Below are 22,450 nucleotides of genomic sequence, written 5' to 3'. Positions count from 1 at the left end.
TTCAGATCATAGCCTATTCTATCATCACATATTCTTTTGCATGAACGTAGTTGATTGGATCGTTCTTTTCGGAACTCTTAGCCTGATCGTCGCCTATGGTGCCATCAAGACACGTGGCACCAATAATATGAGCGGCTATCTGCTTGGAAATAAGAGCCTTCCATGGTGGACGGTTTGCATTTCTATCATGGCAACACAGGCCAGTGCGGTGACATTTTTATCCACCACTGGCCAGGCGTATGAAGATGGGATGCGATTTTTACAATTCTACTTCGGACTTCCTCTTGCGATGATCATCCTTTCGGTAACGGCGGTTCCGTTGTATACCAAGCTAAAGGTGTTTACAGCATATGAATACCTTGAAACACGCTTTGACAGAAAGACCAGAACGCTTGCGGCATTTTTCTTTCTGATGCTGAGAGGACTTTCAGTAGGGATCACATTGTATGCGCCCTCGCTAATTCTCTCAACGATCTTAGGATGGAATATCAACCTGACGACTATCCTCATTGGATTGCTGGTCATGATGTACACCGTTAGTGGTGGAACCAAAGCGGTAAGCATCACGCAGAAATATCAGCTGGCGATTATCATGTCGGGAATGGTGTTGGCAGGATGGATTGCTTTTTCCCGTCTTCCGGAAGGAATCTCTTTCGGTGATACTTTCCAGATGGCAGGAGAGATGGGCAAGCTGAACATGATCAATGTATCTTTTAATTTATCGGATCGCTATAATATCTGGTCAGGATTGATCGGTGGATTGTTCTTATTTCTTTCTTATTTCGGAGCAGATCAATCACAGGTCGGCAGGTATTTATCCGGCAGCTCTATTACTGAAAGCAGATTGGGACTGATCTTCAATGGATTGCTGAAGATCCCTATGCAATTCATAATCCTCTATATCGGGATATTGATCTTTGTTTTCTATCAGTTTCATCAGGCACCGTTGATTCACAATACTTCGCTGCGTGAGAAAGCAATGGAGACAGAGGCAGCCGCTGAGATCAGGCAATTAGAGACTTCTTATAATGTTGTCTTTGATCAGCGCAAAGCGGCAGCGGGTGAGCTTGTCAACGCCATTCAGACTGAGAACGAGGATCAGATTTCAAAATCGAAGCAAACTCTGAAAGAGATCCAGAAGACTGAAGCCGATCTTAGAACGAAAACAAAGGATGCAATCAAGAAGAGTATCCCAAAGGCTAACACACAGGATAAAGATTATGTTTTCATCAACTATGTGATGACCTATCTTCCGCATGGATTGATAGGGCTCTTGCTGGCAGTGGTTTTCTCCGCTGCTATGTCATCTATGGCATCAGAATTAAATTCACTGGCCTCTACGAGTGTGGTTGATATTTATAAGCGCTCCATTAAACCTAAGGAAGACGATCTGCATTATGTAAAAGCATCCAAGTGGATGACAGCGGGATGGGCCGTATTCGGGATCATGTTTGCTTCGCTGGCCAATCAGGCAGAAAATCTTATTCAGTATGTGAATATCGTGGGGTCTTTGTTTTATGGAACGATCCTTGGGATTTTCCTTTCAGCTTTCTATCTGAAGTACTTAAAGTCAACGGCAGTCTTCTGGTCCGCCATTATTGCAGAGATGTTCATCCTGTATCTTTACAAATTCACAGATGTTGCTTTTCTTTTATACAACATAATAGGATGTGTGGTGGTGATCGGACTTGCTTTCGTGATCCAGTTCATTCAAAATAAAAATCGTCCTGCCAGCCTAAGCTAACAGGACGATTTATAAAGAAGATACTTCAGATTATTTCAATGATTTGATAAGGTCATCATTCAACTTTACATAATCCATATTCTTTTCTTTCTCAGCAACGATTCTTGAAGCGGTTGCAGATTCGATCGCACCTTTCTTGTCACCCATTGCTTTCTGGATCTTTGCTTTCTGGTAAGCAACCCAGTATGCATTAGGATTCGCTGCAGCCGCTGCGCTTACCCACTCATAAGCCTGCTTGATATCCTTACCGTTTTCGAAATAGTAAACGCCTGCGCTGAACAGGTTATTAGGATTAATCTTTGTGCTGGCTTCGATGCTCTTCATAACTTTTGTATCAAACTCAACAGTGATCGGCACCTTAACAGAAGTGTTCTCCCACATGATCTGAAGATTTGCTGTCTTGCTGTTATCAGACAAGTCAGAAATTTCAATTGTGAATGTTTCTACTTTCTCTGTAAGTTTTTCAGATTTCACAACAACACGTGTCTGATCGTTAGCTTGCTTGTAGTCTCCGGTATTGCCGCCCATTGCAACATCTTTATATAAAATCACTGTCCACTCAGTTGCTCCCGGAATTGTCAAAATAAGATAAGTTCCTTTTGGAACATCCATTCCTCCGAACTTCACATCATCACCGAATGTGATCTTAGAACCAGAGTTGGCACCTGTGCGCCAGATCTGACCATAAGGAGTCAGGTTTCCATCACCAAAGATCTTGCGACCCTTTGCTTTTGGACGTGAGTACTCAACTTTTACATCAGTAAGTCCAACGACCGTGCTGACAGTCGCTGCTGGACTTGGAGCAGGTGACATTACCTGTGCATCAGCGATAAAGCCAACGATGACTAATAGAATTACTAAAACGTTTTTCATGATAAGTTATTTAGGTTGTTTTGCGTCGGCAAAAGTAGGTTAGTTTAGTTTCTCCAGAAACCTAGTGATCCTGTAGAGTAATCACATGAATGGTGCTAATTTTGATACGAAATAATCAGAACGGGAATATTAAGGGTTCACGCTGATCTAATGACAGTTGGAAATGAAAATCAGGATGCATTAATGAATCTTACATTCTCCATTAAATGATTTTAACAAAACATTAACATTCGTAATGAAGCTGACTAAGGAATTCTATAGTGGAAAGGATGTTGTGAAAATAGCAAAGGGACTATTGGGCAAAGGCCTGTTCACCGCTATCAATGGTAATGTCATCGGTGGAATGATCGTTGAAACGGAAGCATATTCCCCAAAGGAGAGGGGATCTCACGCTTACCAGAACAGAATGACAAACCGGAATGCCGTCATGTTCAAGGAGGGCGGTCATGCCTACGTTTATCTATGCTATGGAATTCATAACCTATTTAATGTTGTCACGAATGTAGAAGGTAAAGCAGATGCAGTCTTAATTCGTGCGCTGGAACCTGTGAAAGGTACTCAGTTCATGAAAGAGAATATGAAAACCATTCATGAGAAGAGAATTACCTCAGGACCTGGCAAACTGACGAAAGCACTGGGCATTGACCGAAGTCATAACGCGCTGAAGGTTTGGTCCGCCGATCTTTGGCTGGAGGATATGAACATTAAACTAAAGAAAAATGAGATCGTCAGCAGTCCGAGAGTAGGCATTGACTACGCAGGAGAGGATGCCTTGCTGCCATGGAGGTTTAGCATTAAAGACAATCCCTGGGTAAGTAACCCTTTGCCAAAGCTGGGGAAAAAGTAATTTTGCACATTAGAATACTTACTTGAATGAAATTGAAGATTCAGAATAGCGCAACAGGCGCTCATTATTTTTTACTGATCCTTTGCCTTGTATTGCCATTTACAACCATGGCACAGCAGCTTTCGCAAAAGTCTTTTAGAAATGTAAACTCTGCCTACGATGAGCAGGCTCCTGTCATCACTCCCGATGGAAAGATGATGTATTGGACGGTGGCGAATCATCCCGATAATGTCGGTGGGAAAAAAGATCCGGGAGATATCTGGTATTCAGTATGGACAGGAGAGGAGTGGTCTTTTCCGCAACAAGGTGATAAGACCATCAATGATGAAGGATACAATGCTGTCGTTGGATTCTCTAATGATGGTGAAAGGATTTTCCTCGTTAATCATTACAGGAAGAATCCTGCAGATCTTCTGTCACAAGGCATATCCGTTTCTCTGAGAACTCCGGAAGGATGGTCAAAGCCTGAGAATATCAATATTCCTTATTTCTTAAATCGCTCTACCACTCAGGGCTTTTTATCCACTGCCGTGGAAGCCTTTGTCTTCTCTGCCAACTCCTATAGCACTGTCGGTGGAGAAGATATTTATGTTTCAATTCTTGAATCAGGCAAATGGTCAGAACCAAAGAATCTTGGCAAGAAGATCAATTCTGTTGCACAGGAGTTCAGTCCCAGTCTCAGCGCTGACGGAAAACACTTATACTTTTCATCCAATGGAAGAAAGGGTTATGGAAGCTCAGATGTTTATTATTCCGAACGACTTGATGACACCTGGACCAACTGGTCGGATCCCGTCAATATGGGTGCTAATGTCAATTCAGAAGGCAGAGAGTTGTTCTATCGTGCCTATCCGGGACAAAACTTTGCACTGTTCACCAGCACCCACAACAGCGATGGATATGGTGACATACGCTTTTATAAGCCACCTATTGATCTGAAAGATTCATTGATCCAGCAGCGCCCTGATACCATTGTAAAGATGATTGAGATCGTTCGCGAAAAGCCCATCGCTGGAAATGAGAAGTTGTTTCAGGTATATGGAAAGGTTACGAATCTGAAAACCGGTTTGCCGTTACGGGCGACGCTAACGTTTCATTCTGATTCTCTATTTACCACGCTTGCCGGCCCGGATGGAAAGTACAAGATCGTTTTTCCTTCTGTGAATGAATATTCGATTCGTGTGGAGTGCGCAGGGTATGTTGGTAACTTCGAAAAGCTTGACGTGCGCACCTACGAAATGAAAACACTGGAGATGAATTTCAAGCTTCAGCCAATTGAAATTGGTGCCACCGTAAACCTGAAAAGCGTTTTGTTCCAGCAGAGCACCTACAATCTTCTTCCGGAATCCAATGATGAGCTTGATCTTGTTGTCTCTCTGTTAAAGACAAATCCAAAGGTTGAGATCCAGCTTTCCGGTCATACTGATAATCGTGGTAACCCGGAGCACAACCAAAGACTCTCTCAAAAACGTGTTGAGAGAGTGAAGGGCTATATTGTTTCCAAAGGTATTAGCACCAAGCGCGTAAGCGGAAAGGGATTCGGAGGCTCCAAACCTATGGCGAGCAACGATTCTGAGGAAACCAGAAGACTTAACAGAAGAGTGGAGTTTACAATTGTGAAAGATTAATAACCTTTCGCAGTATCATCTCCTCTTAATCTGTCAGCACCACCTTCCAGCTTGCCATCTTTCGTTACGAGGATGGCGTCCACTCTTCCAATGACAGAGCGTTCGGTGATCTTGTGTCCCATCTGCGTAAGCTTCAGACTGTCTTTTGATGCAAGAGCTCCTTTCTCTGGTATAATAGTATCAGGAAGCCATTGACTATGAATACGTTTTGCATCCACTGCTTCCTGCATGCCCATACCATGCTCGATAACATTCAGGATGACCTGGAAAACCGAAGTGATGATCGTAGTTCCTCCAGGTGTTCCAACTACCATTACCAGCTTGCCATCTTTTTCAAGGATCGTTGGAGACATGGCACTGAGCATTCTTTTGTTGGGTTCAATTTTGTTGGCTGTTCCGCCGGTCACGCCAAACATATTGGGTACACCGGGCTTTGCGCTGAAGTCATCCATTTCATTGTTAAGAAAGAATCCTGAACCACCGACTACTACATTGGATCCAAACCATCCATTTAATGTTGTTGTAACGGAGACCGCATTTCCCTGTGCGTCAACAATGGAGAAGTGAGTGGTCTCTTCAGATTCATATCCCGCAATATTACCAGGCTTTACTTCAGAACTTGGTGTTGCCTTCTCCGGATCAAAAGTGCTCATCCGTTCTGTAATGTATTGATCAGAAATCAGTGAGCTGATTGGGACTTTAAAGAAGTCTGGATCTCCAAGGTATTTTGAGCGATCGGCGAAGACACGACGTTCTGCTTCCACCATGGCATGAACCGTTTTCTGGGAGTTGAATCCCCAGTCTTTGACAGGGTAGGACTCCATTGATTTCAAAAGCTGGATAACACATATGCCACCACTGGAAGAAGGAGGCATAGAAATGACTTTATACTCTTTATAAGTGGCAGTAACAGGTTCCCTCCAGATCGCATGATAATTTTTAAGATCTTCAAGAGAGATCAATCCTTTTCCGCGTTTCATTTCCGCGACAATATCTTCTGCAGTTTTGCCCTCATAGAATCCGGCGCGTCCAAGATCACGAATGCGCTCAAGTGCATGACCAAGATCAGTCCAGTGGATTGAATCTCCTGGCTTCCATTCATCCTTAAGTAAGAATTCTGGCTTAACGGTATTATACTTTACAAGATCCTTCTGCATGTCAACGAGGAACTTTGCTTCTTTCTCAGAAAGAGTAAATCCTTTTATAGCAAGATCGATGGCGGGTTGAACAAGTTCACTCCATGGAAGCGATCCGTATTTTTTGTGAGCTTCTATCATGCCGTCGACAGATCCGGGAACGCCGGAAGCAAGATGACCATCTGTGCTGAGTCCGTCTACTACATTTCCGTCCTTGCCGAGATACATGTTGGTAGTGGCAAGGCCGGGAGCTTTTTCACGGTAATCCAGAGCAGCGGTGCTTCCGTCTTTTGTCCGGATGATCATGAATCCACCACCGCCGATATTGCCGGCAGCAGGAAAGACAACTGCCAATGCGAATTGTACAGCGATAGCAGCATCCACTGCATTACCACCTTTCTTCATGATATCAACTCCTACCTGAGAGGCCAGAGGTTGAGCGGAGACCACCATAACAGAATCCGCTATGAGTCCGATGACAGGTTCTTTTTTGACAGGGGTCTGGCATGCCAGAATTGAAAGGAACAGAAAGGGTAATAATTTCTTCATCTAAGTATGCTTTTTTACTCCGGTAAAAGGGGCGATTTAATAAGGGTAAAGTATTTCTTTAAAAGTATAAAAAACCAGTTCTAAATTATCCTTTATGTAAATCGAACACGATTTTTGATTACTTAAAGATAAGAAATTCACTTTGTGGAATATCATTAGGGTATTTGACGTTTAATGTATTATTTAATGCCTACATATCTGGGAGACTGAATATCTATGAGCCTGAGAAAAGAGAAAGCAGCAAGACTGAAATTGGCAGTGCTGGAACAAACAGTAAAGTTGATCGGTAAGAAGCCTTTTGATGACCTTTATGTTGAAGATATCTGTGAGAAAGTGAAAATATCGAAAGTCACGCTCTTCAAATACTTTGCTACAAAGGAAGATATATTGTCCTATTACTTCAGAGTCTGGTGCCTGCGTCGTGTGGTTGAATTAAACGACAGACCCAAGGAAGGACTTCAGGGAGTGTTCTTTTTGTTTGATAAACTAAGTGAAGACGTTGAACTGCATCCCGGAATCATCCTCGGATTGATTGCATATCTGTCAAATCCTAAAAGACCCTTCAAGCCATTTCCCATCAAGGCGGAAGAAAAGAAATTTCTGTTTCCAAACGTATCTGATATTCAGTCTGTAGAGATATTGTCCCTGGATCAGATGTTTGAGAAGTTTGCCCTTGAAGCAATTTTCAAGAAGGAGATAACCAAGGCTACATCAACCCGTGATGTTACGAACCTGCTGAATACCATTTTCTATGGAAGTGTTCTCACTGCTCATTTGAGTCAGAGTGGATCCCTGAAGATGTTTATGAGAAGGCAGGTTGAGCTGGCATTGAAAGGAGTTCAGTAGAACCTAGCCTTTCATCTTCACCGTTTTCACTCCCTGCTTTTCAAACCAGCGGACCCGGATCCTGCCGACCTGAATTTTCTTGTGCCATCGGCTATTCTTATACCACGTATGATGGTAAATGGGCTTAGCCACCTTTACAGTATGATACTTATGACCACCGCCGCAGGCAGTAAGACATAAAAAGATACCGATTATAAAAAGGTGTTTCATCTTATCACTAACGCTCTAAAATAGCTATTATTCTACATAATTTTAGAGGGATGGAAGGAAGAGGGAGAATTGAGGAAAGTGGTGGCATATTAATTGAAGATCTGAACAGGTAATTATGAAAGCATACGCAACGTCATCGGAGGCAATGAAGGCTCTTAAAAGCAAGGGTTATACTGCCGACTTCAACCTCCATCCGGAATGGCTGGAGTGTCCCGCACTTGACCTGAAACTGAAGCCAGAGGAATTTCATGTGGATGAGATCCACCGGTTTGAGGGAATGAATGACCCCGACGACAGCGAGGTGTTATTTGCCATTAGTTCCACCACGGGAGCGAAAGGATTATTGATAGATGCCTATGGAGCGTATTCCGATTCCCTGAGTCCTGAGATGATCCGGAAGCTTAGAATTGACACAGCAACAAAACATTAATCAATATAAAAATTGGTCGTTTACTATTTGAAAATAAGGTCATTATCAATACTTTAGCATCACTGTTCTAATTTTTTAGTCTAACTAACATTTTTCATATATGAGAGCCATTTGGAAAGGACATATCCGATTCTCCCTCGTCACCATTCCGATCAGAGTCTATAACGCAATTGACTCCGGTCAGACAGTAAGCTTTAACCTGCTTTCGAAAGAAGGACACAATCAGGTCAGCTATGAAAAGAAGGACAAAGTGACGGGCCAGACACTTCGTACAGAAGATATTGTCAAAGGATATCAGTATGAACCAGGACAGTTTGTAATTGTCAATGATGAAGATTTTTCAAAGGTAAAGCTCAAGAGCACACGCCTGATTGATATAGAAGGATTTGTGAATACTACGGAAGTTCATCCGACGCTGTTTGATTCACCTTATTTTATTGGTCCTGATGGAGAGATTGCCGCCAAGACCTACTCACTGCTTGCCAAGACATTAAAAGAATCAGGCAAAGTGGGAGTGGGCCGCGTGGTATTAAGAGATCGTGAAACAGTTGTTCTGTTGGCTCCTGAAAAGACAGGGATTCTGATGTATAAGCTTCGTTTTCCGAATGAAGTAAGGAATATTTCTGAAGTGCCCCAGATCCTGGAAGAAACAAAAGTTGACAAGGAGCAGATCAAGATGGCAAAGATGCTGGTAGACTCAATGACCAAACAGTTTGTCGACATTGAAATGAAAGATCATTATCAGGATGCGCTGCACAGTATGATCAAAGCCAAGATCGAAGGCAAAGAGATTGTCACCATACAGGAAGAAGAAACTCCTGTGGTGGATATCATGACCGCCCTGAAAGCAAGTATCGAGAAGGCGAAGAAGCCGATGGAGAAAGCCAAGGGAGCAGCAACGGCTAAGGAGAAAAAATCAACCAAGGAAACCAAGACGTTAAAGAGAAAGGCGAGTTAAGAGGAGTGTAGCATTCAGGCTTTAAAGTTATAGGTGCCCGCTTCTCACATTCTTTCTTAAATCGTATCTTTGCGACCATGGCAAAAGTGGTCAAGTTTCCTATTCAGCCACCGGAGAAGTTCGGGTTCAGACCTGTTCGGAAAAAGCGTCCCATCACACCTGAAAAACCAGGGCAGCTTAACCTGTTTGTAGGAGGTAAGATCGTCAAGCTAAACCAGCTTAGCACCTTTGAAGAGGCCCTTTTGCTGGATGAAAATGGTGACGAACGCGCCAGGGAAATCTATCTTAAAGCCATTGTTGAATTTGACAGCGTGCCTGATGCGTTTTGTAATCTTGGCATCATTGAATCCAGGGCTAGGAATTACAGCAAAGCTGTTGATTGCTTTACTCTCAGCCTTAAAGAGGATCCCCGTCATTTTGAATCGCATTACAACCTTGCTAATCTCTACGCTGAGCTTGGAAACCTTCCCCTGGCGAAACTCCACTACCAGATTTCGATCAGCATCGAGCCAGAGTTTCCCAATAGTTATTTCAATCTTGGATTGACGCAAGCCATGAATCGCGAGATTGAAGAAGCAGTTCAATCATTGATTGCTTACAAGCAACTGGCGCCGCAGGATTCCGCACAGGTAGAAGAGCTCATCGATAACCTTCTGAGAGCCACCCGTTAATTACATTACATTAATTGTAACGTAGAACAGAATTGCACGATAGATTTCGAGCGATATCTTAAGAATTGCTATCATGACGACCGATTTAATGATCAGGGAAATGATCTTCTCATTATAGAAGATCCTTCCTGACCGTATCAGGAAATAAAAGTTGGTAGTAATGAAGATGGCCGTCAGAACCGTCTCATCCAATTGCTTTCCGAGACCAAATACATTTACGATCAGGGTAAGGAACAGGGCGTTGATAAGAAGATTGAAGCATACAAGCTCAACGGATAAGCCTACATGGTCAGTAAAATATCGGTTTCCTGACCTGTAAATAAGATTCAGCGGAAGCGAGACGATCACAGCAAAAACAATGACCAGCATCTTGGCGAGACCAGCCGTCTTCTGGTCATAAACGATCCCAAAAGATGCCACATCATGATATCCCAGCTTTGTCATTTTGGTCGCCACCGTCTGAACAGCCAGTGATCCATGAAAAGAATTGATCTGTGTTCGTAACGACGCATTGAATAGCTGGATGACAGGGAACAGGAAGTAGACAAGGTTCAATACAAAGAAGACAGAGAGTGGCCGGAGGTATTTGATCCTTCTTCCTTCCGCAAACTCTTTGCTCAGCTCACCGGGACGCTTGATCATCAGCCAGATCGTTTTGATAAACCTGCTGTCCGCGAGCGTTACCGCAAGAAGAATGCTGTTGAGAAACGTACGGAAGGAGCGGTCCTCAGGGAGAATTACTTTTTCTCCACATTGATTGCAATAAAACCCGACAAATTCATTGCCGCAGTTCTTGCAAATATGTTTCTGGAGAGATGGATTCATTTTAGATCCGCAAAGTAGAGAGTTTTCTACCCTGTCAAAAGATAAATTACTGCTGCTTGATTTCTTTAAGAACCTTCATGCCACGGCTTCGGAATCCCGGTGAAGCAAAGGGAAGATGGTCTTCAATCAGAATGCGTAGTTCATTCTTAAGTTCAGGTTGCTCCCTGGCAATCCTGGACAATACTCTCATGGAGACAGCACGAACTGCAATGGCTTCCTTTGGGTTGGCCAGATATTCAAAGCAGATATCCGCTACGATTCCCTGGAGCGATTTGGGGATCGGAACAAATTGAAATAAACGGATCGTATTTCTCTTTACAGAATCATGGAGTCCCGGACTTTTCAGGTTCTGTATGATCCTCTTCAAATGAGGTTTTGCAAGCTCCGGATGATTCTCCACACAGTAACTCAGGGGCCATGCTGCCCGCTGTGTCACGCGATATGGACCTTTCATAAACAGGTCCACCAGTTCACCAAAACGGGCCGGATTGTGCCCCACATACCTCACAACGGCATCCCTCATAGCCCTGGAATGCTCTTTTAGAATCAATTCTACCAACTTCATTATCAATAATTTACTTTAATATGAGATACATAACTTGCTGATAATTAGGATATATATAAGGCATATACTACTTTAGTCTTCTAATTAAACGATTTGTGTCATGTTCATACTTTTAGCAATCGTAGCATTTATACTTTTTCAACTGGGAGTTAGCTTTTTGCGTTTCTATTTAATGGATAACAAAAGGCACCGCAGATTGATCAACGAAGGCTTGCGATCATTCTTTTAATCCAAAGACAGAAGTTATCTCTTCCGTTACTCTTTTGGGCCGTCCGGTGACAGCATCCAAAAGACACCATGTGGTCGTGGCAGATGCCAGGATCTTTTGATCATGAATCCGACGGATCGAAACATTTCTTTTTTGTCTTGGACCCTCAGGAGCATCAATCCATGTAAATGCTTCAATGGTATCACTCAGTAGTGCGGGGGAATGATAATCTATTTCATGCCTGAGAACCACCCAGCGGTATTTGCTGATCAGCTCATCACTTCCCAGAGTTTTCCAGTGCGCATAAGCCACTTCCTGAACCCATCGCAGGTACACTACATTGTTAACATGATTCTGGTCATCGATATCTTCAGGCTGTACCTGAATAGCAAGCCGGAATACTCCGCGGTCTTTTGGGATTTCTAACATACTTATCGGAAAGCTCTTCTCGCAGCTTCAAGGAATTTAACCTTTACCATTTTTCGATACCACGTAGGAGCAAGACGCTTCATCTTCCATTGCTTTTCTGCTGCTTTTGGAAGAATGATATACAGTTCGCCCTTTCCCGCACGATGAAGGATCTCCTGTGCTACTTCTTTCGCCTCCAGTCGTGAGTGATCAATGAAGAACTGAGTAGTCTTCTTAACGATCTCTCCGCCACGGCCGCCTTGCGCAATATTTGTTTTGAAGTAAGCAGGTTGCAGGCAGGATACCTTAACGTTATGATCCATCAATTCGCAATAGAGTGTTTCACTGATCGCTACAACAGCTGCCTTGGTCACATTGTATGCTCCCATGGTAGGGGCGCAACTGATGGCGGCAAGACTTGCTGTGTTTAAGATATGTCCTGACTTTTGTTTTTTGAATGTTGGAATAAAGAAGTGACAGCCATAGATCACGCTGAATTGATTGACACGCGTCATCCATTCCCAGTTGTCCAGTGAGTACTCTTCAAACATTCCTCCATCGCCGACGCCGGCATTATTGAAGAGCAGATCGATTCCCCCGACTTTCTCCAGAAAATCAACTGCGACTTTCTGATACTGCTCACGGTTGGAGACATCCAGATGAAAGCAAATGGTTTTTGCTCCAAGTGATTCAAATTCTTTAGCAGCAATATTGAGCTGATCGATGTTCATATCTGCAATCCCCAACGTCCAGCCGTCCTGTGCGAGTTCAATACAAAATGCTTTTCCCAAACCCGAAGCTGCGCCCGTGATGAAGGCTCGTTTGGAGGGATGTTGTTGCGTGAGAGCGTAAGTCATAATAAGGATTCGTGGATAAGAGATTAACTCATTAATGAATTTGTGTTGATAGCATTGGCACCTCGTCGTGCAAGATCTTTGATGACATGGATCAGCGTTCCAAAGCGGCCATCCTTAGAATGACCCTGCTTCCAGCGTGCATAGATCTGTTGTGCAATAACAGCGTTTTTATATAATCCGAAAACATAATAGAATACCGGATTTATAATCATTCGTCCGCTTTTTTCAGTGTAGCGTTCTACGACTTCCTTGCGTGTAAGATTTCCGGGAAGCCATGATATGTTAAAGACCTTTGCAAGATCTCCATCACCTTCTTCAGCCCAGTAGGCGAGGGATGCACCAAGATCCATTCCGGGATCGCCCACCGTTGCCATCTCCCAGTCAAGCACACCAATGATCTCAGAAAGATCATTACTATTCAAAACCAGGTTGTCATACTTATAATCGTTGTGCAGTAAGGTCGGCTTAACCTCCGCCGGGAGATTGGCAGAAAGCCAGGCACTGATCTCATCCATTTGTGTGATCGGATCTGTCTGGGCAGCGATGTAACGTTTTGTCCAGCCTTCCACCTGACGCTGCACATATCCTTCCGGCTTACCCAATTGCGAAAGATTTGTTTTAGCAATATCCAATGAATGAAGTGCTGCCAAATTATCCACCAGTGATTCCGATATCTTCCTCATCTCAGAAGAGGTCACGCGGATTTCTTTTACTGATGAAGGACGCAGGATCACACCTTTGATCCTTTCCATGATATAAAAAGTTGAACCAATGATCTTTTCATCCTGACAATAGATGATCGGAGCAGGGATCCTGGAATAAGAATTTTTTAGCAGAGAAAGAACATTGAATTCCCTTCCCATGTCATGTGCAGATTTAATTGCCGCACCTGCCGGAGGTCTCCGAAGAACATATTCACCTTGCCCGGTAGTGAGCAGATAAGTAAGATTTGAATAGCCTCCCGGAAATTGTTTCTGCTCAGTAACGAATCCTATGGATGAATTCTCTTTCAGATGCTTGTTCAACGACTTGAGGTCGATCTCTTCTCCCTGCCTTACGGAAACCGGCTGATCTGAACTGATCATGATGCTTTCTTTTTCTTTTTTACATCGAGCCCGTATTCTTTGAGAATGCTCAACGCAAGACTTTGCTTATGAACTTCATCGGCGCCGTCCCAGATGCGTGCTCCCCGTTCATGCTGATACAATGTTGCCAGCATCGTTCCATCCGATAATCCCATCGCTCCATGGACCTGTATCGCGCGATCCAAAACTCTCAGCACCATGTTGGCAGTATAAAATTTAATACCGGATATCTGGTTGCGTGCAGCTGCAGCTCCTTCATCATCAATGCTTGCCGCCGTTCTCAGCACGAGAAGTCTTGAAGCGTCAATCTCTACTCTGCTTTCAGCAATGAATCCCTGAATAAATTGTTTCTCACCTAACACAGTACCCTCTTCGATCTCACGTGATGCAGCGCGCTTGCACATAAGGTCCAATGCTTTCTCAGCAATTCCGATCCATCGCATGCAATGATGTATGCGACCTGGTCCCAATCGTTCCTGGGCCAACCTGAATCCTGATCCTTCTTCACCGATCAAATAGGAGGCAGGGACTTCACAATTATCAAATCGTACTTCGGAATGACTGGCCCATAAGCCACCTGACTCACCGAAAACAGGAATTTTTCTGATGTGATTAAACCCTTTTGTGTTTGTGGGTACGAGAATCATACTGGCCCGCTGATGTGGCAATCCATCCGGATTCGTTACCGCCATCACAATCGCGAAAGCAGAACCTTCTGCACTGGACGTAAACCATTTATGCCCATTGATAACATAAGAATCACCTTTGCGGACGGCCATGGTTGCCAATCGGGTAGGATTTGAGCCAGCGAACTCAGGCTCCGTCATCGCGAAACAACTCCTTGTCTTTCCCTGCAACAGTGGATGAAGAAATTTGTCCTTCTGCTCTGCACTTCCAAACTTGCTCAGCAATTCCATGTTGCCGATATCCGGAGCCTGGCAATTGAATGAATAGTGTCCATAAAAAGGAGTGAGGGCCAGCGCTTCACTGATCTGTGCAAACTCACATAAGGTCAATCCCCATCCACCTTCATCTTTAGGAAGGTGTAATCCCCAAAGTCCGAGTGACTTCACCTGCTCGCGTTTTGCGTCAAGCAATCTGAAGGTGCCTTCGAAGCTTCGGCTATGATGATTGGCTTCCAAAGGAAGAAGCTCATCTTTGACAAAAGCCTGAACTTTAGGCAAGAGCTCTTGAAGCCGTGTGGTGGCGAATATTTTTTCCATAGTAGATCAGATAGTGGTACCGCCGTCGGCAAAGAATAAAGTACCGGTGCAATATCCCGATGCATCAGACGAAAGGAAGAGCGCAAGTGCAGCGATCTCTTCTACCGTTCCCATCCGACCCATCGGTACCATCTTCATAATTTTCTTCAATAAGTTCTCATCCTGCCAGAGTGCCTGGGAGAATTTTGTTTTGATCAATCCGGGACAAATTGAGTTTACACGGATATTATCAGGTCCCCACTCTTTAGCGGTAACTTTTGTCAGCATATTCAACGCGGCTTTGGATACGGAATAAATACCCAGGCCATGATCAGGAGTATCTCCTGCAATAGAACTGATGTTAATAACAGAGCCGCCGCCTCTTTGCTTCATGATCGGGTAGGCAAGCTTGGATAGTTCAAAGGGAGCTTTCACATTCACGCCCATGATCTTATCATAAGCCCATTCTTCTGTTTGGATAACAGGACCAAATACCGGGTTCGATGCAGCGTTGTTGATCAGGATATCAATGCCTCCGTACTTTTCGACAGTCGCGTCAATGAGTTTCTTTATTCCTGTTGCTTCACCTGTATTGGCAGCAATGCCGATGCATTCACCACCGTCAGATTTTATTTTTGCTACGACACTATCAAGTTCTTCCTGTTTTCTGGAATTGATGACTACGTGGGCACCGTGTTGGGCCAGCACGATGGCAATGGCTTCACCAATGCCTTTACTCGCTCCTGTGATAAGTGCTACTTTGTTTTTAAGATTGAATTCCATTCGTTGTTTGATTGATCGTTGATGATGCAGTCGGATAAACTGGGTTGACAACTCACCCGCCATTTCCATTAAAAATATCCAGAACCATCAAGAAATACTATACATTTTTTGGGAATGATTGTATCTTGGATGTTTCCAAAACACCTGTTATGAAGCAAATTAACTTTATTGGTTTTCTCATATTAATTTCTCTCGCATTCTCTTGTAAGGAGAAACCGAATGAAGAAACAGTTTCCTTGAGAGCATCAACATTGGATCTCTCTGCCATCAGCAATCGCCTGATGCAGCAGATCAACATTACCCCTGGAGAAAAAGTATTCATGGTGGGTATGCCAGGTGAATTTGATTCGGTGATTGTTCTGTTGAGCGATCGCATCAACGCAGCCGGCGGTGTGTACATGGGTACCATCAATGTGGATACCACGGCGTGGCCCGAATCATGGAACAATGACTTTGTAAAATCAACAAAAGGAAAAAGTAAAGAGGAACTGATAGAAATACTTTCAGGTATGGATCTTGGAATCATGTTGCCAGGGCCTGTTCCTGCTGATGCTCCGTATGGTGCGTGGCAGGAAATCATGAAGAAGCAAAGAGGACGCGCTGTTCATTTCCATTGGGCAGGGGCTTTTGATATAACCGGAAAAGGTGTCGCGATCGATAGTGCTATCAGTAAGATCTATGAGAACGCTGTTCTCAACTCCAATTACAATGCCATCGCAGCACAGCAGGCAGAGTTTGAAAGCGCTATCAGAAGAGATGGTGTCGTCGTCACCAATCCAGCCGGAACCAACATATCATTCAGGATCGGTGATCGTCCTGTTACTAAGCAGGATGGCGATGCGTCGAAATTAAGATCCGATAAAGGAAGAAACCTCATTGACCGTGAAGTAGAAATTCCTGCAGGAGCGATTCGTGTTTCTCCATTGGAGGAAACAGTAGAAGGAGTGATTGTATTTCCAAATGGCATGTGGGGAGATCAGAAAGTGGAAGGTCTGACGGTAACGTTTAAGAAAGGAAAGATCACCGACATAAAAGCAACCGAGGGACTTGAAACTGTGAAGACCGCACTCGCTCCGGGAAGAGAAGGATATCTGTTCCGTGAGCTCGTCGTTGGGTTCAATCCTTTATTGGCAATGAGCGATACTAATCCGAACATCTTATACTATGGCTATGGTGCAGGGATCGTAAGACTATCATTCGGCAATAGTGAAGAGATCGGCGGACTGGTGAGAGGAGATTTTGTCAAGATCAACTTCTTTACAGATGCGATGGTGATTGTAGGAGGTGATATCTGGGTGAAAGACGGAAAGCTTATAAAATGAAAAATGAAATTGTAATGAATCACCTCATGAGACTTTCAGTCATCGTACTTTTATTATTGAGCAGTGTTGCTGTTGCACAGAAGCAGAAAGCGAAGTCTGCAGCAGAGATTTATTTTCCGGGAGTAGATAAAGAATGGAAGAAGAAGTCTCCGGCAGAAGTTGGGATGAATGCCGACAAGTTAAAAGAAGCGATATCCTATTCTATCAGTCGTGAGTCGAAAAATCCCCGTGATCTTCAGCAGTCGCACTACCAGACTTTTGGTAAGGAACCTTTTGGAGATGGGATTGGTCCCTTCAAAGACAGGGGAGATGTATCGGGTGTAATTCTCAAAAATGGCTACATCATTGCGGAGTGGGGCGACCCATTCAGAGTGGATATGACCCACAGCGTGACCAAGAGCTTTCTTTCTGCTGTGATCGGTCTTGCGGTTGACAAGGGATTGATCGGAAGTGTGCATGATACGGTCTATAAATATATTCCGCCCATTCTGCCATATAAGCCAATCTCCACTGGCAATAAATCTGATCAATATGGTCAAAGTCAGTTACTTACACCATTTGAAACACCTCATAACAGGAAGATCACATGGGACCATTTGCTACGCCAGGTAAGTGACTTTGAAGGTACGCTATGGGGCAAGCCGGAATGGGCTGACCGGCCCAGTGCGAAGGCGGATGAATGGACCACCCGTGCCCGGAATGAACCCGGAAAAGTCTATGAGTATAATGACGTTCGCGTTAACGCATTGGCACTGGCGGGATTGTCTGTCTGGCGAAAGCCATTGCCCCAGGTTTTGAAAGAGAACATTATGGATGCGATCAATGCATCGAACACGTGGAGATGGTATGGATATGAGAATTCATATGTCGTGCTGGATGGACAGATCATGCAATCCGTAAGCGGCGGCGGACATTGGGGTGGTGGCATGATCATCAGTGCCCGAGACATGGCACGATTTGGCTATCTCACATTAAGAAAAGGGAAGTGGAACGGGAAGCAATTGTTGTCTGACAACTGGGTGAAGATGTCATTGACACCAACTCCGGCACAGCCGACGTATGGCTTTATGAACTGGTTCTTAAATACGGACAAAAAACTCATTCCTTCAGCGCCTGCAAGTTCGTTCTATCATCTTGGCAATGGAACCAACATGGTGTACGTCGATTACGAAAATGATATCGTCGTCGTAGCGCGATGGATTGAGAGCGACGCGATGTCACCCTTCATTGAGAAAGTCTTAATGGCGATAGAAAAATAGTTCCGGTTTTACAGACTGCTTACGATGCAAACGGTTTATCAATTGCGGGGCTTGGTTCACTGAACCACTTTGGACCGTTCTCCGTCATATAAACACAATCTTCCAGGCGTACACCAAACTCACCGTAGATAGAGATAGTGGGTTCGATGCTGAAACACATTCCCACCTGTAGCGGAGTTTTGTTTTCGAGTACCATGTTGCCCCACTCATGACCATCCATTCCGATGCCATGACCGGTGCGATGGGGAAGTCCCGGCACTTTATAACCTGGACCGAATCCAGCGTCGGTAATTACTTTTCGTGATGCGATGTCAACGTTCTCACAAGGGTCGCCGAGTTTTGCAGCTGCGAATCCGGCAGCTTGTGATTTCTTTTCCAGATCCCAGATCTCGCGTTGACGTTTGGTAGGTTCACCAAAGACAACCGTGCGACTGATATCGGAAGAATAGCCACCCACTTTGCATCCGCCATCCATTAGAACGATATCACCTTTGGCTAATTTCTGAGGAGTGCTGCTTCCATGAGGAAAAGCAGACGGAGCGCCAAACGATGCAGAGGCACCACCAGGAGCACCAAGCTTGCTATGAGCTTCCGATACAATACCTGAAAATTCTCCCTGAGACATTCCTTCACGAAGCATGGAGACGGCAACTTTATAAGCAGCGATGGTGACATCATTGGCTTTCTGCATTAAAGCAATCTCCGCCGGACTCTTTATCATGCGACACGTTGCTGTAATGGAGTTCGCGATATCATATTCGAGATGAGAAGCTTCTTTACGTATTCCGTCGAACAAAAAGAACCTAACCCGTTCTTCCATTCCTATTTTGCCGGTCTTGATGCCGAGGTCTGAGAACAATTGAGCGACCAGCTTATACGGACTTTCGTGTTCCTGCCAGACTCTGACATCGGTTCCTATTTTTATCAGTTCACGGATGCGTTCTTCTTCAAAAGCGGGGCCGACATACTTTACTTCGCCTTTGCGGGGAATGATGGCGGCCATCATGCGTTCGCTGTTACCCCATTTCAGGCCGGTGAAGTATTCCATGCTGGTGCCACCGTCGAGGTAGACGGCATCCATCTTCATGGCGGTCATGAGGCTTTGAGCTTTTTCAATTCTCTTTTTGCGTTCGTCTATGGAGATAGGAACGATGTCTTTGGTCATGGAAGTAAGTCCATCGAGGGGAGAAGTTTCTTTGGGAGCTTCGGCTTTGGAATCGCACGCGATGCCTGAGAGTATGGTGGCTCCGCCAGCGGTTACGGCAGAAGTTTTGAGGAAATTCCTACGGTTGATGGACATAGTCTTCGGTTTAAGAGTATGGGTAAATCTAATGTTATATTCTGAGGTGAGGAAGAGATTGGTGAGGGAGGGATATAGGAATTTGATGATTGGTAGAGGCTGAAACATGATCTTAGTCTTAGTAGTAATATCCTATGGATACTTATTGACTGATAGTATTGAAGGTAAAATTATTTTGCTCCACAGCCGCATGGCTGCATCATCACACCGGTGCCGGGTCTTTAGCCACCCGCAATCCTCCGCACCGCCTGGCAAAATACCAAGGCACCTTATGTGATGATTGGAAGGTTGTCCTTCGTGGAGAGATTGATTCCAGAGTGATGTACTTTTCATCACACCGAGATAGATCTTTATGTAATGATGAAAGATATTTAACGTCATTATGGGTCGGGGGTCGTGGTTTGCGAGCTCTAAGGAGCTAGGAACCATCTCATAGAAATCTTGCTACAGACAGGTCGCCCTTATCAGGGCTATGAAGTCCATTAACTATTAACGGAATAGAAACTATTTGACGAAGTGATGTTATCACTATTGTAACTAATTTAAGAAGTTGGATAAGCCCCGTTAGGGGCGACCTGTTTGTAGAACTTTGTATCAAGTGTATTTGTCCAAGCTCCATCGGAGCGGCCTGTTTTAATTATCTTTTGCTTGCGACGGCTTTGCTGGTACCATTGAGAGGTAACGGTATTATATAATGAAGTGCGTAAGCCCTACTTACAAAACAACCTCCCGTTCCGTCTTATTCCCCGGTCTGTCATACGCCGCTGCGACGATCTTCATTCCTGGCTGTAATGGCTGAGCAACAGTAGGTGTATAAAACCATCCGTTGACTTTCCTCTTTGAGTTTTCAGAAGCTTCTCCTTGTTCAATAAATGTATCGTCGGCAGTAAAGATCTCTACACTCACCTGCACGACCATGAAGTCGTCGGTGGCGATGATCTGGATCTCATCCTTGCCCGCTGACTTGCGCTTGTTAACATCAATGCTGCCGATCTTTGGTGGATTTTGAAAGTCAGCCAATGCTACCGTGTATGCCGATTCATGCTTTCCACGTTTACCGGCGGAATATAATTTGTTCAGCTCTTCATCATTATGCACTGAACTTGCATAGCGTGATGCCTGCCTGAACCGTTCATGCTGGGCAATCGCTTTCTCCGAGAGCTTACCCTTTTTACCAGTACGCTTCGGTCGGGATTTTACTGTCAGACGGTTGTTGACTTTCTGGATCGATACAGTATCGCCAAAAACACTTCCAAGCTCTGTTTTGTCTTTCTTCTTGCTCATATCATGCCATTTTAAAGGGGCTGCATAAAACGCAAATAGGGAATGCTGAAGCACACCAGTGGGGACTGGATCAGGACTTCCTCCGATATGAAGATAAGAATTATAGGATATTGACCTAAAATGTCCCTAGGAAAAAGATAGTGAAAACCTAGGGTGAACCTAGCCTGAACCTAGGTAGAACCTAGCCTGAACCTAGGTAGAACCTAGCCTGAACCTAGGTAGAACCTAGCTCGAACCTAGGTAGAACCTAGCCTGAACCTAGCTTAAACCTAGCCTGAACCTAGCTTGAACCTAGGGTCAACGGATAAAATATCACTCAGAACAGCAAATTCTGACATTTGCTGATCGCAGAATTATAGCAATTCAGATTCCGGTAGAAGAGAATCAAAAGTTGTATCCACTAACTATAAAAGATACGGTCAAACACTGCTGTTGTTACATAACGTTATAAATTTCTTTGTATAAAAAATTTTTGCACAGGGCTGCACGGAAATGGCGCGACGGCTTTGCCGCGTGCAGAAGCGAATCAAATTTGAAATTACAATACGATAGACTTTATATAGAATAAAAATTTATAGTCATTCCTATTTAGTTAGTCACAATGGTATCATAGATACTGTTTTTATTTTAAGGCGGCACGCGGCAAAGCCGGCGCGCCATATAATCCATTGAATAAGTAAAAATTATCCTTAAATTTTAGTCTTAATAAAAGTATCATCAACCCATGGCGAAGCAAACCTCAGGCATCTTCAAGGTCACCGTTTCTGAATCCATCGGCGAGGTCTCTGCCATGATAACCGAAGCCGTCAAGCCCAAAGCTGTTCTGACATTCGCTCATGGTGCCGGTGCCGGAATGCAGCATTCCTTCATGGAGAGCATGGCCGAAGCGCTGAAGCAGCAATCCATCACCACCGTCCGCTTTAACTTTCCCTACATGGAAAATAAAAAGGGGAGACCTGATTCACCTGCCATTGCTCATAAAACTATTGAAGTCGTCATTGATGAGACACGTAAGAGATATCCAAAGCTTCCGGTGTTTGTGAGCGGCAAATCTTTCGGTGGAAGAATGTCATCACAGAAAATATCGAAAGAATGTCCGGAGTTTGTAAAGGGGATTATCTTCTTTGGCTTCCCGCTTCATCCTGCCGGTGCGCCCGCTATTGACCGCGCCGAACATCTGTCGCTCATAAAGATTCCGATGCTGTTTCTTCAGGGCACCAAAGATGCATTGGCGGAAATGGAATTGCTGGAACCTGTCGTTAAAAAACTGAAGACTGCTGTCCTGAAGAAATTTGAAGGCGCAGATCACTCGTTCAAGGTAAAGAGCAAAATCCTAATCGAGCCGTTGGCAGAAGAAGCAAGTCAATGGATCGACAAGCATTACAAATGATGAAGCATGCTAACCTTTTCTATTGGATAGTTTTAACATTCGTCGTTAGCAGTATTTCTTGCAGTAATCC

The 22,450-nt window shown here is 44.2% G+C and carries 22 protein-coding genes; 10 read left to right on the top strand and 12 right to left on the bottom strand.

Annotation, left to right across the window (positions count from 1 at the left end):
• The first annotated feature begins 40 nt into the window (after window positions 1-40).
• Window positions 41-1,744, top strand: coding sequence for a sodium:solute symporter (locus tag HOP08_15860; protein ID NOT76405.1), 1,704 nt, complete (start codon window positions 41-43; stop codon window positions 1,742-1,744).
• Between the two features lie 30 nt (window positions 1,745-1,774).
• On the opposite strand, the gene HOP08_15855 is transcribed toward HOP08_15860, so the two are convergent.
• Window positions 1,775-2,617, bottom strand: coding sequence for a DUF2911 domain-containing protein (locus tag HOP08_15855; protein NOT76404.1), 843 nt, complete (start codon window positions 2,615-2,617; stop codon window positions 1,775-1,777).
• A gap of 235 nt (window positions 2,618-2,852) precedes the next feature.
• Between HOP08_15855 and HOP08_15850 the strand changes: the two genes are divergently transcribed.
• Both HOP08_15850 and HOP08_15845 read left to right on the top strand, forming a co-directional pair.
• The gene (locus HOP08_15850; protein ID NOT76403.1) at window positions 2,853-3,464 is read left to right on the top strand and encodes a DNA-3-methyladenine glycosylase; all 612 of its coding nucleotides are present in this window, start codon (window positions 2,853-2,855) and stop codon (window positions 3,462-3,464) included.
• Between the two features lie 26 nt (window positions 3,465-3,490).
• Window positions 3,491-5,092 carry an OmpA family protein gene (locus tag HOP08_15845; protein ID NOT76402.1) on the top strand — a complete coding sequence of 534 codons (1,602 nt, stop codon included), beginning with the start codon at window positions 3,491-3,493 and terminating at the stop codon, window positions 5,090-5,092.
• Here the strand turns inward: HOP08_15845 and ggt are convergent.
• A complete protein-coding gene (gene ggt, locus HOP08_15840; GenBank protein ID NOT76401.1) occupies window positions 5,089-6,777 on the bottom strand; it encodes a gamma-glutamyltransferase in 1,689 nt (562 codons plus the stop codon). The genes HOP08_15845 and ggt overlap by 4 nt on opposite strands.
• A 216-nt stretch (window positions 6,778-6,993) precedes the next feature.
• On the opposite strand from ggt, the gene HOP08_15835 reads away from it, so the two are divergent.
• A complete protein-coding gene (locus HOP08_15835; GenBank protein NOT76400.1) occupies window positions 6,994-7,623 on the top strand; it encodes a TetR/AcrR family transcriptional regulator in 630 nt (209 codons plus the stop codon).
• A 3-nt stretch (window positions 7,624-7,626) separates the two neighbouring features.
• Here HOP08_15835 and HOP08_15830 read toward each other — a convergent pair whose 3' ends face one another.
• Window positions 7,627-7,833, bottom strand: coding sequence for a hypothetical protein (locus tag HOP08_15830; GenBank protein ID NOT76399.1), 207 nt, complete (start codon window positions 7,831-7,833; stop codon window positions 7,627-7,629).
• 115 nt (window positions 7,834-7,948) lie between these two features.
• On the opposite strand from HOP08_15830, the gene HOP08_15825 reads away from it, so the two are divergent.
• The 3 genes from HOP08_15825 (at window position 7,949) to HOP08_15815 (ending at window position 9,892) form a co-directional block, all read left to right on the top strand.
• Window positions 7,949-8,263, top strand: a complete 315-nt coding sequence (locus HOP08_15825) for a phosphoribosylpyrophosphate synthetase (GenBank protein ID NOT76398.1) — start codon at window positions 7,949-7,951, stop codon at window positions 8,261-8,263.
• Between the two features lie 100 nt (window positions 8,264-8,363).
• On the top strand, window positions 8,364-9,221 hold the full coding sequence (locus HOP08_15820) for a Ku protein (protein NOT76397.1): 858 nt from the start codon (window positions 8,364-8,366) through the stop codon (window positions 9,219-9,221).
• Window positions 9,222-9,298: 77 nt separating this feature from the next.
• Window positions 9,299-9,892 (top strand): tetratricopeptide repeat protein, encoded by a 594-nt coding sequence (locus HOP08_15815; protein ID NOT76396.1) that lies wholly within the window; start codon window positions 9,299-9,301, stop codon window positions 9,890-9,892.
• On the opposite strand, the gene HOP08_15810 is transcribed toward HOP08_15815, so the two are convergent.
• The 7 genes from HOP08_15810 to HOP08_15780 form a co-directional block, all read right to left on the bottom strand.
• Window positions 9,893-10,717, bottom strand: coding sequence for a DUF3667 domain-containing protein (locus HOP08_15810; protein ID NOT76395.1), 825 nt, complete (start codon window positions 10,715-10,717; stop codon window positions 9,893-9,895).
• Window positions 10,718-10,763: 46 nt separating this feature from the next.
• Window positions 10,764-11,282 carry a hypothetical protein gene (locus tag HOP08_15805; GenBank protein ID NOT76394.1) on the bottom strand — a complete coding sequence of 173 codons (519 nt, stop codon included), beginning with the start codon at window positions 11,280-11,282 and terminating at the stop codon, window positions 10,764-10,766.
• Window positions 11,283-11,499: 217 nt separating this feature from the next.
• On the bottom strand, window positions 11,500-11,919 hold the full coding sequence (locus HOP08_15800) for an acyl-CoA thioesterase (protein NOT76393.1): 420 nt from the start codon (window positions 11,917-11,919) through the stop codon (window positions 11,500-11,502).
• Window positions 11,920-11,921: 2 nt separating this feature from the next.
• A complete protein-coding gene (locus HOP08_15795) occupies window positions 11,922-12,755 on the bottom strand; it encodes an SDR family NAD(P)-dependent oxidoreductase (GenBank protein NOT76392.1) in 834 nt (277 codons plus the stop codon).
• Between the two features lie 23 nt (window positions 12,756-12,778).
• Entirely contained in the window at window positions 12,779-13,840 is a 1,062-nt protein-coding gene (locus tag HOP08_15790) for a phosphotransferase family protein (protein NOT76391.1), read from the bottom strand.
• The gene (locus tag HOP08_15785; GenBank protein ID NOT76390.1) at window positions 13,837-15,063 is read right to left on the bottom strand and encodes an acyl-CoA dehydrogenase; all 1,227 of its coding nucleotides are present in this window, start codon (window positions 15,061-15,063) and stop codon (window positions 13,837-13,839) included. Before HOP08_15785 ends, HOP08_15790 begins: the two co-directional genes overlap by 4 nt.
• A 6-nt stretch (window positions 15,064-15,069) precedes the next feature.
• Window positions 15,070-15,888: a glucose 1-dehydrogenase gene (locus HOP08_15780; GenBank protein NOT76389.1), complete on the bottom strand. Its 819-nt coding sequence runs from the start codon at window positions 15,886-15,888 to the stop codon at window positions 15,070-15,072.
• Between the two features lie 86 nt (window positions 15,889-15,974).
• On the opposite strand from HOP08_15780, the gene HOP08_15775 reads away from it, so the two are divergent.
• Together HOP08_15775 and HOP08_15770 are read left to right on the top strand one after the other, a co-directional pair.
• Window positions 15,975-17,147 (top strand): aminopeptidase, encoded by a 1,173-nt coding sequence (locus tag HOP08_15775; GenBank protein NOT76388.1) that lies wholly within the window; start codon window positions 15,975-15,977, stop codon window positions 17,145-17,147.
• A 14-nt stretch (window positions 17,148-17,161) separates the two neighbouring features.
• Window positions 17,162-18,406, top strand: a complete 1,245-nt coding sequence (locus HOP08_15770; GenBank protein NOT76387.1) for a serine hydrolase — start codon at window positions 17,162-17,164, stop codon at window positions 18,404-18,406.
• A 19-nt stretch (window positions 18,407-18,425) separates the two neighbouring features.
• Here HOP08_15770 and HOP08_15765 read toward each other — a convergent pair whose 3' ends face one another.
• A complete protein-coding gene (locus tag HOP08_15765) occupies window positions 18,426-19,706 on the bottom strand; it encodes a M24 family metallopeptidase (protein NOT76386.1) in 1,281 nt (426 codons plus the stop codon).
• 714 nt (window positions 19,707-20,420) lie between these two features.
• Window positions 20,421-20,990, bottom strand: coding sequence for a hypothetical protein (locus tag HOP08_15760; protein ID NOT76385.1), 570 nt, complete (start codon window positions 20,988-20,990; stop codon window positions 20,421-20,423).
• Between the two features lie 790 nt (window positions 20,991-21,780).
• Between HOP08_15760 and HOP08_15755 the strand changes: the two genes are divergently transcribed.
• Entirely contained in the window at window positions 21,781-22,380 is a 600-nt protein-coding gene (locus HOP08_15755; GenBank protein NOT76384.1) for an alpha/beta hydrolase, read from the top strand.
• Window positions 22,381-22,450: the final 70 nt, after the last annotated feature.

The sequence above is a fragment of the Cyclobacteriaceae bacterium genome, assembly GCA_013141055.1.
Lineage (GTDB): Bacteria > Bacteroidota > Bacteroidia > Cytophagales > Cyclobacteriaceae > ELB16-189.
Note: the sequence above shows the minus strand (reverse complement) of the source record. Positions and strands in the feature narration are given on the sequence as shown.